The sequence below is a fragment of the Citrobacter telavivensis genome (genome assembly GCF_041807075.1).
Classification (GTDB): Bacteria; Pseudomonadota; Gammaproteobacteria; order Enterobacterales; family Enterobacteriaceae; genus Citrobacter_A; species Citrobacter_A telavivensis.
The window spans coordinates 109,965-125,043 of sequence record NZ_JBGUBF010000007.1 but is presented as its reverse complement, the minus strand read 5'-3'; the positions used below and the strand labels follow the sequence as shown (position 1 = coordinate 125,043).

Sequence of the window (15,079 nt, the reverse complement as noted above, 5' to 3'; positions counted from 1 at the left end):
AAAGGCGTTTACTCCCCTTCACCCGGGAACAGGAACGGGTTGATGGAACTGCGGGCGAAGCCTTCTTGCTCCATGCGCGCGTCCAGTACCAGCGACGCGAGGTCGTCGGCGACGGCTTCCACTTTCGGGTCTTTTTCCTGATAGAGGATCTTCAGGTAGGTCCCGCAGTCACCACAGCTTTCGGCTTTGACAGCCGCCTGCTCATTGTCCAGTGACCAGTAGTGCAAGTCACGGCTTTGCTCGCAGTTGCTGCATTTAACACGAACCACATGCCACTCGGTTTCGCAGAGGTTGCAGTGCAGATAGCGCAGCCCCTGGGTCGTGCCAATTTGCACCATGCTGGAGACCGGCATCGAGCCGCACACCGGGCAGTACTGACGTTGTTCGCCGTATTCAGCGCGAGCTTTACCCGGGATCAGGCTGGCCATTTGCGCCCAGTACAGCGACAGCGCGGCCCAGATGAACGGGGCCTTATCACTGCTGACAGAGGCGAAATCAGAGGCAAACAGGGCGCTGGCCATCTGCTCCAGCTCCTGTTCGGAGGCTTTTTCCAGATTCTCGATCACCGCCAGCGCAGGGCCGCTCATCTCGGGTTTCAGTTCGGCGATCAGCGAGTGCAGCAGTTTTTGCCAGTGCTTATCGCGCGGCAGAACGTGGATATCCAGCGGCGGTTTACCCTGATCGTTGGCTTCTTTGATGCGTGCGGTCAGATCCATCTGCAATGGATGGTCATACAGCACCACTTCCTGGGCATGGGCGATCAGCGCAGCAAAGCGCAGGTAATCTCCCAGCGGGTTGTTCTCAGCCAGTTCGCGCAGACGTTCGGCACGACGGTTATACAGGTTTTTGAGCCGGGGGAATAATAACGGTGGAATCATATCCGTCGCGCGCTTCTCGCTCTTTTCCAGCTCATCTTGCGGGATGATACGAATGCTCATTCAGTCACTTCCTGGTTAGGCAGATTTAGCTATGTGTAATCCGCTCTGTGAATTGGCGGGCATTTCGCGCCCGCTCTGGTGAATGTCATTAATGATAACCGCAATCGGCCTGCAGGTTATACCTGTGACATCGCAATGTGTGCGTTACGATACCTGATATCGATACCCCAGACCATGCACCGTTCGGATTAGCTGTGGGTGATTGGCATCCCGTTCGATGACTTTACGTAGCCGGGAAATGTGCTGATCCAGCGTGCGGCTATTGGGTAAATAGTCGTATCCCCACGCCGCATCGAACAGCATATCGCGCGTAACCACCTGATTTTGATGACGCTCCAGGCAGCTTAAAATGCGTACTTCCCGTAGTGTCAGTTCCAGCTTTTGCTCGCCGCGCCAGGCGCACAGTTCATTCGGGAACACCGTAAGGTCGCCAAATGCAAAGCTGAGGTTAGGCTGGGTGGCGTTATGGTTCAAACAGCGACGGGCGATCGTTTTTATCCGCGCCCGCAGTTCATGAATGCCAAACGGTTTGCTGATGTAGTCATCCGCCCCCAGTTCCAGCCCTACAACCCGGTCGATCTCTTCATCTTTGGCGGAGAGAAACACGATGGGAATGTGTTCATTTTGGCGGCGAATTTCCCGGCAGACCGTGTAGCCATCCATTTCGGGCATCATGATGTCTAACAGCACGAAGTCCGGTTTGTCCCGGTGATAACTCTCCAGCGCCGCGCGTCCGTCCGGTGCGGCAATGAGCGAATAACCTTCGCGCGACAGCGCATCCACCAGACCCTGGCGGATGTTGGCATCATCTTCTGCAATCAGTATCTTCATGTTTTCATCCCTGAGGTAGCGTAAGGGTAAAACGGACGCCAGGCTCTTGTGCTGTTACCTGAATCTTGCCGCGCAGGCGCTGCGCCAGTTGGCAAGCGATGGTTAGCCCAATACCGGTACCCGAAACGCCTTCGGTAATGGAGGATTTGACCCGATAGAACGGGCGGAAGATCAGGGGCATTTCGTTCTCCGCAATGCCGGGACCATAGTCGCGAACGGCGATCTCCACGTTTCCCGCGACGCTTTCAACGGTCAGATCGACGCGCTGACCTTGCGAAGCGTATTTTTCGGCATTACTCAAAAAGTTGCTGACAATTTGCGTGATCACGTCGCGATCGCTGTGCAATGTCAGATTCTCAGGGCAGGACAGTTGAATCGTCATCCCTTTTGCCTGCAATGCGGGCGTAAAGATCTGCGTGATTTCTGTCATCAGGCGAGGGATATCGACCGCCTGAAGATGCAGTTTCGGCGCGCGCGTAAAGGTCAGGATATTCTGGATAAGCCGTGATAACCGCTGACCTTCCTGAGTGATCACATCCACATAGCGTCGCTCGTGCGTTTGTTCATCATCCAGCCCTTCGCGCAGCAGTTCGGCATAGAGCGTGATGTTGGTCAGCGGCGTTTTCAGTTCGTGTGACACCTGGCTGACAAAATCGACCTGCTGGCGCGCCTGCCGCGCCGCGCGGGTATATTCCCGCCACAGCGAGAAGCCCAGCAGTGCGACGGCGACCAGCAGCAGGACGACTAGCGCACCGCCCCACAGCCAGATGTGCCAGAGCGGCGCGTTGACACCGTAAGCGCTGACTTGCCACGTTGTAAGCGGATACTCCAGCGTGCGGGAGTCCAGTAAGGTGAGCCGGCGTAAATCCGCCGGCGCGTTCTGATAAAGCTGACGGCCGTTTTCCGTCACCCGGACAATCTGTTGCGGGTCTTCCAGATTCACCTGAATGCCGTTCGCCATATCCATCATCAACTGTACCCAGGAGAGGCGAAAACCGACGATCGCCTCGTCTTTCTGCCGCCAGTAAATCAGCAGAGGTTCCTGCGTTTCAAAGCTAATAAACCAGCCGGCCTGCGGCGTATCCTGCTCGCTGTGCGCCATGTGGCTGGCAAGTTGGCTGGGATCGTTGACCAGGGGGGTGAGCAGGCGTACCCACTCTTTATCCTCGTTGCTTAATGACTGGTGCTCATCGGGGTAGAGGAGATGATTTTTCCGCAGGATAAAGACGTCGGCAATGTCGCTGTCGTTCTCTTTGAGCGCGCTGAGGGTCGCGACGTCAGCAGGGTCGATAAAATCGCCGATCGCATGCAGACGTGAGGCTTTTTGCTGCAGGATATTTTCGATACCCGTGGCAACGCTGGCCGTCTGTGATTTCGCCAGGGTCTGGGTCTGATACTGGCGCAACAACACTTCATGTTCCAGGGTGCGAACGCCCAGGTAAGCAAGCAGGATAAAAAACATCAACGTGATGACGAGATAAATCGGCTTGCGTCTGAGCATCCAGCACTCCTTGTGGATCAGTTCGATTTCGAACTCTGGTTTTTGGTTTTATAGCTCTGTTCTTTCAGCGATTTACGAGAAGCTTCTTTGCTTTCGCTTTCCATTCTGTCCAGCAACTTAAGATTTTCCTCTGCGCTCTCCTGCGCCTTCATTCTGGCGGCCGGTGCGCTAAGCGGTAACGCGCTGAGCGTACTGGAGTTTTCACGCAGGATCGCTTTTGCCTCGTCCATTTTGCCTTCATCTATGAGCTGTAACGCCTGCTCATTCTGAATGGCGGATTTTTGAATGGCGGAATCGACGACCACATCTTCCACCTGCGCTTTCTGAACATCGCTGGCAGAGGCGGTATAGCTGACGGCCATCTTGTCATCCCAGCGCTCTTTCTGTCCGGTGGCGAGGTTGTTGTAGCTGACGTTAACCTCGGCAAGCGGCTTGCTCTGTGCGGCGTTGCCTTTGGCCGGCAGCACTTCCAGCATGACATATTTCTCCTGGTTGGCGTAAAGCTGGTTCAGTTTTACGGTAACCGTGTTGTCGCGGATTTCACCCTCACGCCCCAGCAGGCGCAACGGCTTAACGTTGTCGGCGACGTTAATTTGCACCACCACATCCTGAGCGACGACGGACATCACATCGCCAAACTCATGGGCAAATGCCTTCTCCAGCGCATCGGTGTTTTGCACGAACACGTGGTTGCCATCGCTGTACTGGGCAATCGCCGCCATCAGATCTTCATTGTAGCCTTCACCGATGCCCATCGTCGTGATAGCAATCCCTTTGCGGGCGGCAATTTTACCCAGCTCCGCCAGTTCGCTGGTGGAGGAGGGACCGACGTTCGCCTGACCATCAGACAGCAGGATGATGCGATTAACATGGGTTTTATCGAGGAATTTACTGGTTTCTTTGATGCCGCGACTGACCCCGGCAAACAGCGCGGTGCCGCCGCGAGCGGTCAGCCGTTCACGAATTTGGCTGATAAGCTTCGCTTTGTTGCCGACTTTGGCCGCAGGCACAATGACATCCACAACGTCGTCATAAATCACTACCGAGAGTGTGTCCTGAGCGCTTAGGGTGTTCACCGCCATTACGGCGGCTTCTGTGGCCTGTTCAATGCGGTCGCCGCCCATAGAACCGGAACGGTCAATCACCAGCGCGAGGTTGATCGGGCTGCGTTTGGTGGCGTTGAGGGGGAAGCCTGTCAGCGAGATTTTCAGGTAGTTTTTGTCCTGGCTATTTTCCAGCACCAGCGGAGAAGCCAGTTCAGATTTAATGGCCACTTTTGGCGCAGGCGGCTGTGCCGACGTTGTTGTCGCAAGCAGACCTAATGTCAGGACTGCGAAGAGGTGTTTGAGATTCACGGTACGTCTCCTTGTCTTAAGAATCGACTCCATTCTTATGCGACCGCAACGTCGGTTGGTCTGTTATCTGTATAAAGTTGTCAAAAAGTTGTCAAAACCGCACGATACCCCTAAAAAATAACGCCGGATGCAAAGGCATCCGGCGCTACGTTGTTGACTCGCGAACCGCCTCTGCTTACGGCTGGGTCTTATCCTGCTTTTCGCGAACTTCACGATACCAGCGCGGGTGATGCTTCTTCGCCCAGGCGCCGGTTACCCAACCTTCCACCATTGCCGTAATGGTGCCTTTTACCCACAGCGCGGCGTAAATATGCACCATGATAACCACAATCAGCGCGACGGCGGCAAATGAATGCAGCATTAACGCGAAGCGGATCACCGGAATGGAGAACGCTGGCGCAAAGTACGGACGCCAGATGATCACACCGCTCACCAGCAGCAGCACCAGGAAGATAATCGCCGCCCAGAACACGCATTTCTGACCGAAGTTATACCGCCCGGTGTCGCCCACCTCTTCATTGACGACAATCTTGCGGATGTTCTTCGCCCAGAAGATGTCGTCCCGGTTGATCAGGTTGTGGTGCCAGTAACGGAAGAACATGATGATGAACGAGGCAAACATGATGACGCCTACGAACGGGTGCAGAATACGCGCCAGTTGCGGTGTCCCCATGATTTGCATCAACCAGTTGAAGGACGGGAAGAAAAAGCCCAGTCCGCTCACCGCCGCCAGCACGAAGCAGAAGGCGGTGACCCAGTGGTTGATGCGTTCCGGCGCCGTGTAGCGCACGATGGTGTCACGTTTTTTCATTTGCGCACCTCATCGTCTTTCTCTTCATGCAGGTTGTTTTCTTCCTCATCCGCACGGTTCGGACCGACACCGACATAGTGGAAGATGCTGGCCGCAAAGGTCGCAGCAAAGCCGACCGCTGCAAGAGGCTTCCAGATCCCTTTCCAGAATTTCACGGTGGCGCTGATTTCCGGGTTCTCCGGCAGACCGTGATACAAATTCGGTTTGTCGGCATGGTGCAGCACATACATCACGTGCGTTCCCCCAACGCCCGCCGGATCGTACAGGCCTGCATTGTCGTAACCGCGGGTTTTCAGCTCTGCCACGCGCTCGCCTGCCAGCGTTTTCATATCCTCTTTAGAACCAAAGTGGATAGCACCCGTTGGGCAGGTTTTCACGCAGGCCGGCTCCTGGCCGACGTTCACGCGGTCAACGCACAGCGTACATTTGTAGACGCGGTTGTCTTCCGGGTTTAGTCGCGGCACGTCGAACGGGCAACCGGCGATGCAGTAACCACAGCCGATGCACTGCTCGGACTGGAAGTCGACAATCCCGTTGGCATACTGAATGATAGCCCCTTCCGCCGGACATGCCTTCAGGCAGCCCGGATCGGCGCAGTGCATACAGCCATCCTTGCGGATCAGCCATTCCAGTTTGTCGTTCTGCTCTACTTCCGAGAAGCGCATCACCGTCCACGATTTGGCGGTTAAGTCCGCCGGGTTGTCATACACCCCGACGTTGCTACCGATTTCATCACGGATGTCGTTCCACTCTGAACAGGCCACCTGACAGGCTTTACAGCCGATGCAGGTGGTGACGTCGATGAGCTTCGCCACCTCTTCCTGATGGTCCCGCGCACGCGGCGCGGGGGTGAAACCGTTAGTCGCGGAACGACGGATAATGTCTTGCGATTGATAAGCCATAAGTCGTCTCCGTTACACCTTTTCCACGTTCACCAGGAAGGACTTAAATTCCGGCGTTTGTGAGTTTGCATCGCCCACCGACGGTGTCAGGGTATTCGCAATAAACCCTTTCTTCGCCACACCTTCATAGCCCCAGTGAATGGGTATACCGATAGTATCGATATCCTTACCGTCTGCCTTCAGCGTGCGAATACGCTTGGTCACCACTGCTTTGGCTTTGATATAGCCGCGGTTAGAGGAGACTTTAACGGTATCGCCATGCGCGATGCCGAGCTTATTCGCCAGTGTCTCGCCTATCTCCACAAACTGTTCCGGCTGTGCGATGGCGTTGAGCAGCGCATGCTTGGTCCAGTAGTGGAAGTGCTCGGTCAGACGGTAAGTGGTCCCGACGTACGGGAACTTATCGGCTTTACCCAGCGCTTCGGCGTCGCCCTTAAAGATACGAGCGGCGGGGTTAGAGATAACGTTCGGATGCAGCGGGTTGGTTCCCAGCGGCGTTTCAAACGGTTCGTAGTGTTCCGGGAACGGCCCTTCTGCCATCTTGTCGAGAGCAAACAGGCGGCCCATCCCTTCCGGCTGCATGATGAACGGTCCGACATCGCTGCCTGGTGCGGCGGCGCTGTAGTCCGGAATATCCATCCCGCCCCATTTTGCGCCGTCCCATTTCAGGATTTGGCGTTTTGGATCCCACGGGTTGCCCTGCGGGTCAGCGGAAGCACGGTTGTACAGGATGCGGCGGTTCAGTGGCCACGCCCATGCCCAGCCCAGCGTATTGCCGAGACCGGATGGATCGGCGTTATCACGACGCGCCATCTGGTTGCCTTCCGGCGTCCAGCTACCGGCGAAAATCCAGCAGCCGCTGGAGGTGGTGCCGTCGTCACGCAGTTGGGCAAACGAGCTGAGCTGTTGGCCTTTTTTCACGATCACTGCGCCCGTTGCCGGGTCGATGAGATCGGCCAACGCTTTGCCGTTGCTCTCCATCGCCACTTCTTCCGATGCCGGTTCATGCGGTGTGGAGTAGTTCCAGGTCATACTCAGCACCTGTTCCGGGTTGGCACCGCTCTGTTCGGCATACATCTTACGCAGGCGCAGGAAGATACCGGCCAGGATTTCACCGTCAGTCACCGCGATCCCCGGGGCGTCTGCGCCTTTCCAGTGCCACTGTAGCCAACGACCGGAGTTGACGATTGAACCGTTCTCTTCGGCGAAGCAGGTGGATGGCAGACGGAACACTTCGGTCTGGATTTTCGATGGATCCACATCGTTCGACTCACCGTGGTTTTGCCAGAAGGTGGAGGTCTCTGTGTTAAGCGGATCGATAGTCACCAGGAACTTCAGTTTAGACAGTGATGCAATCGTCTTGTTTTTGTTCGGGAATGACGCGACCGGGTTGAAGCCCTGGCAGATGTAGCCATTGACCTTACCTTCTTTCATCATCTCGAAGTATTGCAGTACGTCGTACCCTTTGTCCCACTTCGGCAGCCAGTCAAAGCCCCAGTTATTTTCCGCCGTTGCTTTATCGCCATAGAAGGCTTTCATCAACGAGACGAAGAATTTCGGGTAGTTGCCCCAGTAGTTGACCTGGTCTTTCAACAGCGGTTTCGGCGTGTTGGCGGTCAGATACGTTTGCAGGTCGGTCTGTTTTTCATTTGGCAACGTCAGATAGCCCGGCAGGCTTTGCGAGAGCAAGCCAAGGTCGGTCAGACCCTGAATATTCGAGTGACCGCGCAGGGCGTTAACGCCGCCGCCAGCCATCCCCATGTTGCCGAGCAGCAACTGGATCATCGCCATGGTACGGATGTTCTGCGAACCAATGGAGTGCTGCGTCCAGCCCAGCGCATACAGGAACGACGCGGTTTTGTCTTTCGCGCTGGTCTCTGCAATGTACTCGCAGACTTTCAGGAAGTCGGCTTTTGGCGTACCGCAGATGTTTTCCACCACGTCCGGCGTGTAGCGGGAGACGTGGTGTTTCAGCAGGTTCCAGACGCAGCGCGGGTGTTGCAGGGTGGTATCGCGTTTCGCAAAGCCGTTTTCGTCCAGCTCATAGTTCCAGCTGGTTTTGTCGTACTTGCGTGCATCCGCGTCATAGCCAGTAAACAGACCATCATCGAAGCCAAAATCTTCACGCACGATCAGGCTGGCGTTGGTGTAGGCTTCGGTATATTCGCGGTTATATTTTTCGTTAGTTAGCAGGTACAGGATGACACCTGACAGGAAGGCAATGTCAGTACCAGAACGAATAGGTGTGTAGAAATCGGCTACTGACGCCGTACGCGTAAAGCGAGGATCGATCACAATCAGCTTCGCGCCGTTATGAATTTTCGCTTCCATCGCCCAACGGAATCCTACCGGGTGCGCTTCAGCGGCGTTACCGCCCATCACCACAATAAGGTTGGCGTTCTTGATGTCGACCCAGTGGTTGGTCATCGCACCGCGACCAAATGTTGGAGCAAGACTTGCTACCGTTGGTCCGTGTCAGACACGCGCCTGGTTGTCGACCGCGAGCATACCGAGCGCGCGGGTAAATTTCTGTGTTAAAAAGCCGGTTTCGTTACTGGACGCGGAAGCACACAGCATCCCGGTAGAAAGCCAGCGGTTAACGGTGATGCCATCGGCGTTTTGCGCAATGTAGTTGGCATCGCGGTCTTCTTTCATCAGCTTAGCGATGCGGTCAAATGCCTCATCCCAGCTGATCTGCTGCCATTTATCCGAGCCTGGCGCGCGGTATTCCGGGAATTTCAGGCGGCTTTCTGAGTGGATGAAGTCCACCAGACCGGCCCCTTTCGGGCAGAGCGCGCCACGGTTGACCGGATGGTCCGGGTCACCTTCGATATGGAAGATAGATGCTTTGGCGTTTTTTGCACCGTCGCCGAGGCTGTACATCAACAGCCCACAACCAACGGAACAGTAAGTGCAGGTATTACGGGTTTCGCGGGTGCGCAGCAGTTTATATTGCCGTGTTTCCGCGAGCGCTACGCCGGGCGCAAAGCCCAGTGCTGCCGCCGTGGTGCCTGCCATACCGCCAGCGCAGATCTTAAAGAACTGCCTTCTGCTGACCTGCATGGTTTGCTCCTTTTTCGACATTGTCACATCCCTTACACATTCATGTTGGTGAGCGCTCAGGGTGTGGTTGTTATTTTTCTTTGCGGACGGGACCGCAAAGGTCCAGAATTGGGTCAATTCCCCCCATCCAGGAGGGGCTTGTGACAGAATACCACAATGTTGGTATGTGTGTTCTTATACGGTTAAAAGAAAGTGAATAAGATACATCCAAAAGAAGTTGAAAATGTGATAAATGTCACGAGTTCCCGGCGGATTACCCTTTGGAAACGTGAGGATTTGCAACATCCTCAGCCGGATGAGGTAGCCGAAGAGGTGCCCGTTGCGCTGGTCTATAACGGCATTTCTCATGTTGTGATGATGGCCTCGCCGAAGGATCTGGAATACTTTGCGGTCGGTTTTTCTCTCTCGGAGGGGATTATTGACAGCCCGCGCGAGATCTATGGCATGGATGTTGTCCCCTCGTGTAACGGTCTTGAAGTCCAGATCGAGCTTTCCAGTCGCCGTTTTATGGGGTTGAAAGAGCGTCGTCGCGCGCTGGCCGGACGCACCGGCTGTGGCGTATGCGGCGTTGAGCAGCTCAATGATATCGGTAAACCCGTACAGCCGCTGCCGTTCACCCAGACCTTTAACCTCGCCAGGCTTGACCACGCGTTAAGGCATCTGAAGGATTTTCAACCCGTGGGGCAGCTCACCGGATGTACGCATGCTGCGGCGTGGGTGATGCCATCAGGCGAACTGGCGGGCGGACATGAAGATGTTGGTCGACACGTTGCGCTGGATAAACTGCTGGGGCGACGTGCCACAGAAGGGGAAAGCTGGCTGCCGGGAGCGGCGCTGGTCTCCAGCCGCGCGAGCTATGAGATGGTGCAGAAGTCCGCAATGTGCGGCGTAGAGATCCTGTTTGCCGTTTCTGCCGCCACCACGCTGGCGGTTGACGTCGCCGAGCGCTGCAATCTGACGCTGGTGGGGTTCTGCAAGCCGGGCAAGGCAACCATTTATACACATCCGCAGCGTTTAATCGCTGGCTGATTAATATTCAGTTAATTTGAATGAGATGGGCAAATCCTTCCGCTTTTAGTTGTCTGAGTAACGGCCTATTATTTATCACATCAAGGCACGGTGCCTTACTCAAACAACTAACTTAAAGGGTTTACATCATGAAAAGCATCAAAACTTTTGTCGCAGTTATCGCTCTCGCTACCTCTTTCGGCACTTTCGCTGCCCAGTCCGTGACCGCTACCGGTTCGACTCTGGAAAGCACTGAAGCAAAAATCGCTGCGCAGGCTGAACAAGCGGGTGCAAGTTCCTACAAAATCACGCAGGCTTACACCGGTAACCGCGTGCACATGACGGCGGAACTGCTGAAATAAGTTCATCTTCATCGTCGAAAGAGCGCCCCTGAGGCGCTTTTTTCGTTTCTGCGCTTACTGCTTTAATAGCCCGATAAAAGCCTCATATCCCTTTAATCCGCAAATGGTTTCAGCGGGATGACTACACAGCACGCTGGCCAGATAGCTAAAGATTTTTAGCTCATGACGCGCATCGGCGGCAGCGCAGGCGATCAGCACATGGCTCACGGGTTCATTATTGACCTGAACGGTATGCGCGAGGGTAATGAAGAATCCGCGAAAACGCCGCTTTTGTTCGCTCCAGCAATGGGGGATTGCCAGATGATTGACTATCAGGTTCTCACCTTCGCCTTCACGGGCGCAGATGCGTTGTGACTCATCGTCGGTAATCTGGTGTTGTGTCACAAGTCGGGTACAAATCTGGCGAATGATGTCGGGCCAGCCTTCATTGGGGGTATTTGAATAGTGGAAACTGCCTGATTCAGAAAAGAAACGTTCCGGCTGCTGGCGAATAAAAGCAGTGGCAAGAAAGCTTTTAATTTGTTCAGTGCCGGCAGAAGAAATGATGTTCTTGATGGTCAGGACATTTTTTAATGATTCATTCAGCAAATAATGGCTGTTATTGACGATCAGTAGCGGTTCCACCTCCTGACTTATTGAGATCACCTCACCGGGCGTTCGTGCAATGATTACCCGGCAATTTAATACGTCACGCTCAATGGCCTGCTGGTTAATGGTGGCAATTGCATTTTGATCGGATAACAAAATGATGGGCTGACGCTCATTTTGATGCCGCTCCAGCGCACAGGCAAAGTAGAGCGCGATCAGATCGCTGTCGAACAACGGGATAGCGAATTGTTCACGCAATAGGGCAATGAAACGCAGGCTCATATCGAACGCGGCGGGCCAGGCGGCTTTCAGGTTATTCATGCTGCTCTGGCGATGTTCCGGAACCCAGATTGGGGCCGAAACGCATCTGCGCAGGTGATCGGTAATATTATCAACCAGTTGCGTATCAATGATGTTCAACGCGGCGACACCGGGTACACGTTGTAGCAAAGAAGCCACAGCGTCGGCAGATATTGTCATTGCCTGTTGTTGCTGCGTTTCCAGCAGTCCAGACAGCGTGTTGAACGCGTTTTCGCCGAGATAGATCCCGCTCTGCTCCACGATATTTTTTAGCAACGTATGCCGACATTCTGGCCATGCGCGGGTGAGTTGATTACGCAGCGCATAGACCGCCAGTACCAGGCTCGCAAGATATTCTCCCGACATCAGCGCAAACGCATCAAGACTTTCGCAGGCGGTGTTGAGTCGTTCAATATTGTCTCGTGTCACGCCAGGGAGCGGAATTAACAGCGGATCTTTTTTAAGCAGATTCGCCAACAGAACAATGCGTTTTTCTTCAGGTTCATCAATGAAATGGCCAACGCCCGGGCGACTGGAAAGGCAAAATGCACGTTCATAGCGTTGCTTCAGACGCGACAGACGATCGGCAACCCAGGTCTCCGGCAAGTTAAGCGAAGCGGCCAACTGTACGCGGGGAGTAAAGGGATTCAACAGCAGGAGCGCCAGCAACCGGTCATCATTATCATGACGTTGCAGAAGCTGGAAAAAGCTGCGTCTGTCGATGATATCCAGTTGATAGCCTGCGCTACCGCCAGGCTGAATACGGGCCTTACCGCTGAGCGTAAAGTTGATGTAATCAATATCGCGCAGGATGGTTCTGCCCGAAACGCCAGTTTGCCGCGCCAACGCGTTTAGCGAGCAGGGCTGCTGTTCAAGAAGGTCGACGAGCGTTAACTGGCGTTCGCTGAGCATCAGTTCACCTGACGAAAGTCGGTGAACGCGTTGACCTTATCTGTCGTCAGCGACATCAGCAGTTCGCGCACCAGCGTAAACAGGGCATCATAGTCCTTTGCGGAAATCATACCGCTGTTGGCATGAAGGTAACGGGTGGGCAAACAGAGCGCCGCTACCGGGCGACCACCGCCCATCACGTTATAGCGCCCGCCGTCCGTCGCCCCGGTTTTCATGGTGCAAAACTGTACAGGAACAGTACGGCTTTCCGCACACGCTCTTAACGCAGCCACCAGTTGCTGATTGGGGAAATAACGTTTATCAAACAGCATCAGGCCAGGGCCCGCGCCCAGTTTCAAGGGGTATTTGATGCTGTCGATGCCGGGCACATCGCCTGCGACCGCCGTATCCAGCACGATAACCACGTCAGGTTTGATATGTTCTGCTGAGGTTTGCGCCCCGCGCAGTCCGACCTCTTCTTCCACGCTGCCGACGCCGTAAAGCGTAATGTCGGGGTTATCCACCGTCTGTAACAGTTCCGTCATCAGTGCGCAACCGACTCGGTTATCCAGCGCTTTGCCAACGATTTTATCCTCACCCCAGCGGGCAACGTTCGCTTCCGGACTAATAAAATCGCCGATCGCAATGCCGCGTTTTTCCACCTCTTCGCGGCTGTTCGCGCCAATATCAATGAACATATCGTCAAAGGTCAGCGGCTGCTGCTTTTGCTTTTCCGTTAGCGCATGCGGCGCAACGGAGCCGATGATTCCGGGGATTTTTACGCCTTTGCGGGTGCGAATGGCGACCCGATGGTTCAGCATTGATTGACTCCACCAACTGCCAATGGTGGTAAAGCGCAGAAAACCATTATCGTCGACATGCGTGACCATAAAGCCAACTTCATCCATGTGACCGACGATCGCGACCTTTGGCCCGCGGTTGCCTTTGCGGGCGACAAAACTGCCGAGACCGTCAAAGGTAATGTCATCTACGTTGTGCTCCAGCGCGTTGATGAGGATATTACGCACTTCTTGCTCATCACCGCTGACGGCGCTGGCTTCGCATAATTGCTGAAGTAACTCAATGTTCATGTGCAGGCTCCTGCTGTGCGGCTTTACGTCTGAGCCACAATCCCTTCAGGATAATAATCAACGAAATGTTCAGCGCCAGACCGATTGCCAGCACCAGATAAAAGGAACCGACCGGCGACATCAGGCCGATCAGAGGGTCAAAGATACCCAATCCTGGCGCGAGACGTTTGATTCCGAAGGCGATCACCAGCATGCCGGTTATGCCGCCGGAGAGCGTATTCGCGGTAATCATCGGCAGCGGTGCGGCCAGCGCGTAGGGAATCGCCGGTTCGGTGGCGACGGTGGCACCGACCACAATCGCGCTGCTGGCGGCCGCCTTTTCTTGTTGAGTAAACAGTTTTGGCGTCAGGTATGTCGCGATACCTGCTGCGACGGGCGGCATCAGTGCCACAACGCCGACAATGGCGTACCAGTCATAGATATGTTTTTCCAGCAGCGAGAAGCAGAAGAACCATGCGGTTTTGTTGATTGGCCCCCCCATATCAAACGCCAGCATTGCCCCAACGAGGAAGGCGGCACCCATTTTCATGGAGGGCGGAATGGTATTCAGGAAGTGCAGCAGACCGCCCATGATATCTGACATCACCGGGCCGATGACGTAATACGTTAATACGCCAAACACCAGCAGAGTGACAAACGGGATCAGCATTGAACCGAGTAGCGGCTGGAGCGCTTTGCCGAGACGGACTTTACGAAACCACAGCACGAAATAACCGATCGCCAACCCCAGCACGACCGCGCCGAGAAATCCCGCGCCAGACTGAGTGCCGAGCAGCCCTTTATCGTTAGCGAGATAACACACTAAAAATGCCGGAGCAAAGGCGGGTTTATCCGCAATCGACCACGCGATATATGCCCCCATAATCGGGATCATAAAGGTGAAACCCAGATAGCCGATGGATTCGACAATCCAGGTAAATGACGGCGCGCCTTTCGACATATCGGTATAGGGCAAGCCGAACTGGACCAGCATATTGGCGATAGCGACCAGGATACCCCCACCAATAACAAACGGCAGCGCAGCGGAAACCCCGGCCATCAGATGGCTCATGATGCTGCCCTGTTGGACATCCTGTTTACCCAGCTTCACGCCGCTATCGGTGGCAAAAACCTGCGAATGAGAAGGTAATTGCGTGAAAATTTGGTCGATGTTTTTCAGTGCCTGAGCAATGGCGATCTCATAGACTTTTTTCCCGGCGAAACGCGCCCTGTCTTCACCGCTTAAGCCTCGCCCGGTGGCTAAAATGACGTAATCAGCCGCGGCAATTTCATCCTGCGTCAGGCGGTTTTCGACGCCGCTTGCCCCCTGGGTTTCGACTTTAATGGTATGGCCGAGCGAACGCGCTTTTTGTTCCAGCGCTTCCGCGACCATGTAGGTGTGAGCAATGCCCGCAGGACAGTTGGTGATTGCCACTAAACGTAAGGATGACTGCATAGC

At 54.8% G+C, this 15,079-nt stretch carries 12 protein-coding genes; 2 read left to right on the top strand and 10 right to left on the bottom strand.

Translation table 11 applies throughout. From position 1 onward, the window contains the following. Positions 1 to 8: 8 nt before the first annotated feature. The 7 genes from fdhE to fdnG form a co-directional block, all read right to left on the bottom strand. Positions 9 to 938: a formate dehydrogenase accessory protein FdhE gene (gene fdhE / locus ACERJC_RS21565; RefSeq protein WP_046493134.1), complete on the bottom strand. Its 930-nt coding sequence runs from the start codon at positions 936 to 938 to the stop codon at positions 9 to 11. Positions 939 to 1,082: 144 nt separating this feature from the next. After that, positions 1,083 to 1,769: a response regulator transcription factor gene (locus ACERJC_RS21560; protein ID WP_152401081.1), complete on the bottom strand. Its 687-nt coding sequence runs from the start codon at positions 1,767 to 1,769 to the stop codon at positions 1,083 to 1,085. Between the two features lie 4 nt (positions 1,770 to 1,773). Then, the gene (locus ACERJC_RS21555) at positions 1,774 to 3,270 is read right to left on the bottom strand and encodes a sensor histidine kinase (RefSeq protein ID WP_373672457.1); all 1,497 of its coding nucleotides are present in this window, start codon (positions 3,268 to 3,270) and stop codon (positions 1,774 to 1,776) included. A gap of 17 nt (positions 3,271 to 3,287) precedes the next feature. Next, complete coding sequence (locus tag ACERJC_RS21550) at positions 3,288 to 4,625, bottom strand: vWA domain-containing protein (RefSeq protein WP_373672456.1); 1,338 nt, start codon at positions 4,623 to 4,625, stop codon at positions 3,288 to 3,290. Between the two features lie 175 nt (positions 4,626 to 4,800). After that, on the bottom strand, positions 4,801 to 5,436 hold the full coding sequence (gene fdoI, locus ACERJC_RS21545; protein WP_152401087.1) for a formate dehydrogenase cytochrome b556 subunit: 636 nt from the start codon (positions 5,434 to 5,436) through the stop codon (positions 4,801 to 4,803). Next, positions 5,433 to 6,338: a formate dehydrogenase O subunit beta gene (gene fdoH / locus ACERJC_RS21540; RefSeq protein WP_152401089.1), complete on the bottom strand. Its 906-nt coding sequence runs from the start codon at positions 6,336 to 6,338 to the stop codon at positions 5,433 to 5,435. The genes fdoI and fdoH overlap by 4 nt, the downstream gene beginning before the upstream one ends. 12 nt (positions 6,339 to 6,350) lie before the next feature. Then, positions 6,351 to 9,401 (bottom strand): formate dehydrogenase-N subunit alpha, encoded by a 3,051-nt coding sequence (fdnG, locus tag ACERJC_RS21535; RefSeq protein ID WP_373672455.1) that lies wholly within the window; start codon positions 9,399 to 9,401, stop codon positions 6,351 to 6,353. A 192-nt stretch (positions 9,402 to 9,593) separates the two neighbouring features. Between fdnG and fdhD the strand changes: the two genes are divergently transcribed. Continuing rightward, positions 9,594 to 10,430: a formate dehydrogenase accessory sulfurtransferase FdhD gene (fdhD, locus tag ACERJC_RS21530; protein WP_373672454.1), complete on the top strand. Its 837-nt coding sequence runs from the start codon at positions 9,594 to 9,596 to the stop codon at positions 10,428 to 10,430. 128 nt (positions 10,431 to 10,558) lie between these two features. Beyond that, the gene (locus ACERJC_RS21525; RefSeq protein ID WP_178824261.1) at positions 10,559 to 10,771 is read left to right on the top strand and encodes a YdgH/BhsA/McbA family protein; all 213 of its coding nucleotides are present in this window, start codon (positions 10,559 to 10,561) and stop codon (positions 10,769 to 10,771) included. Positions 10,772 to 10,825: 54 nt separating this feature from the next. Here the strand turns inward: ACERJC_RS21525 and ACERJC_RS21520 are convergent, their stop codons facing one another. Genes ACERJC_RS21520 through ACERJC_RS21510 form a run of 3 tightly spaced genes read right to left on the bottom strand, consistent with a single transcriptional unit; the run spans position 10,826 to position 15,076 of the window. Then, on the bottom strand, positions 10,826 to 12,571 hold the full coding sequence (locus tag ACERJC_RS21520; RefSeq protein ID WP_373672453.1) for a putative frv operon regulatory protein: 1,746 nt from the start codon (positions 12,569 to 12,571) through the stop codon (positions 10,826 to 10,828). Next, positions 12,571 to 13,641 carry an aminopeptidase gene (locus ACERJC_RS21515; protein ID WP_373672452.1) on the bottom strand — a complete coding sequence of 357 codons (1,071 nt, stop codon included), beginning with the start codon at positions 13,639 to 13,641 and terminating at the stop codon, positions 12,571 to 12,573. Before ACERJC_RS21515 ends, ACERJC_RS21520 begins: the two co-directional genes overlap by 1 nt. Then, complete coding sequence (locus tag ACERJC_RS21510) at positions 13,631 to 15,076, bottom strand: PTS fructose-like transporter subunit IIBC (protein WP_373672451.1); 1,446 nt, start codon at positions 15,074 to 15,076, stop codon at positions 13,631 to 13,633. The genes ACERJC_RS21515 and ACERJC_RS21510 overlap by 11 nt, the downstream gene beginning before the upstream one ends. Positions 15,077 to 15,079 lie beyond the last annotated feature (3 nt).

What these genes read in the sequence shown, in the direction of transcription:
- ACERJC_RS21515 (WP_373672452.1), bottom strand. Translation starts at nt 13,641, where the DNA reads ATGAACATTGAGTTACTTCAGCAATTATGCGAAGCCAGCGCCGTCAGC.
- ACERJC_RS21560 (WP_152401081.1), bottom strand. Translation starts at nt 1,769, where the DNA reads ATGAAGATACTGATTGCAGAAGATGATGCCAACATCCGCCAGGGTCTG.
- ACERJC_RS21520 (WP_373672453.1), bottom strand. Translation starts at nt 12,571, where the DNA reads ATGCTCAGCGAACGCCAGTTAACGCTCGTCGACCTTCTTGAACAGCAG.
- ACERJC_RS21510 (WP_373672451.1), bottom strand. Translation starts at nt 15,076, where the DNA reads ATGCAGTCATCCTTACGTTTAGTGGCAATCACCAACTGTCCTGCGGGC.
- fdoI (WP_152401087.1), bottom strand. Translation starts at nt 5,436, where the DNA reads ATGAAAAAACGTGACACCATCGTGCGCTACACGGCGCCGGAACGCATC.
- fdoH (WP_152401089.1), bottom strand. Translation starts at nt 6,338, where the DNA reads ATGGCTTATCAATCGCAAGACATTATCCGTCGTTCCGCGACTAACGGT.
- ACERJC_RS21555 (WP_373672457.1), bottom strand. Translation starts at nt 3,270, where the DNA reads ATGCTCAGACGCAAGCCGATTTATCTCGTCATCACGTTGATGTTTTTT.
- fdhE (WP_046493134.1), bottom strand. Translation starts at nt 938, where the DNA reads ATGAGCATTCGTATCATCCCGCAAGATGAGCTGGAAAAGAGCGAGAAG.
- ACERJC_RS21525 (WP_178824261.1), top strand. Translation starts at nt 10,559, where the DNA reads ATGAAAAGCATCAAAACTTTTGTCGCAGTTATCGCTCTCGCTACCTCT.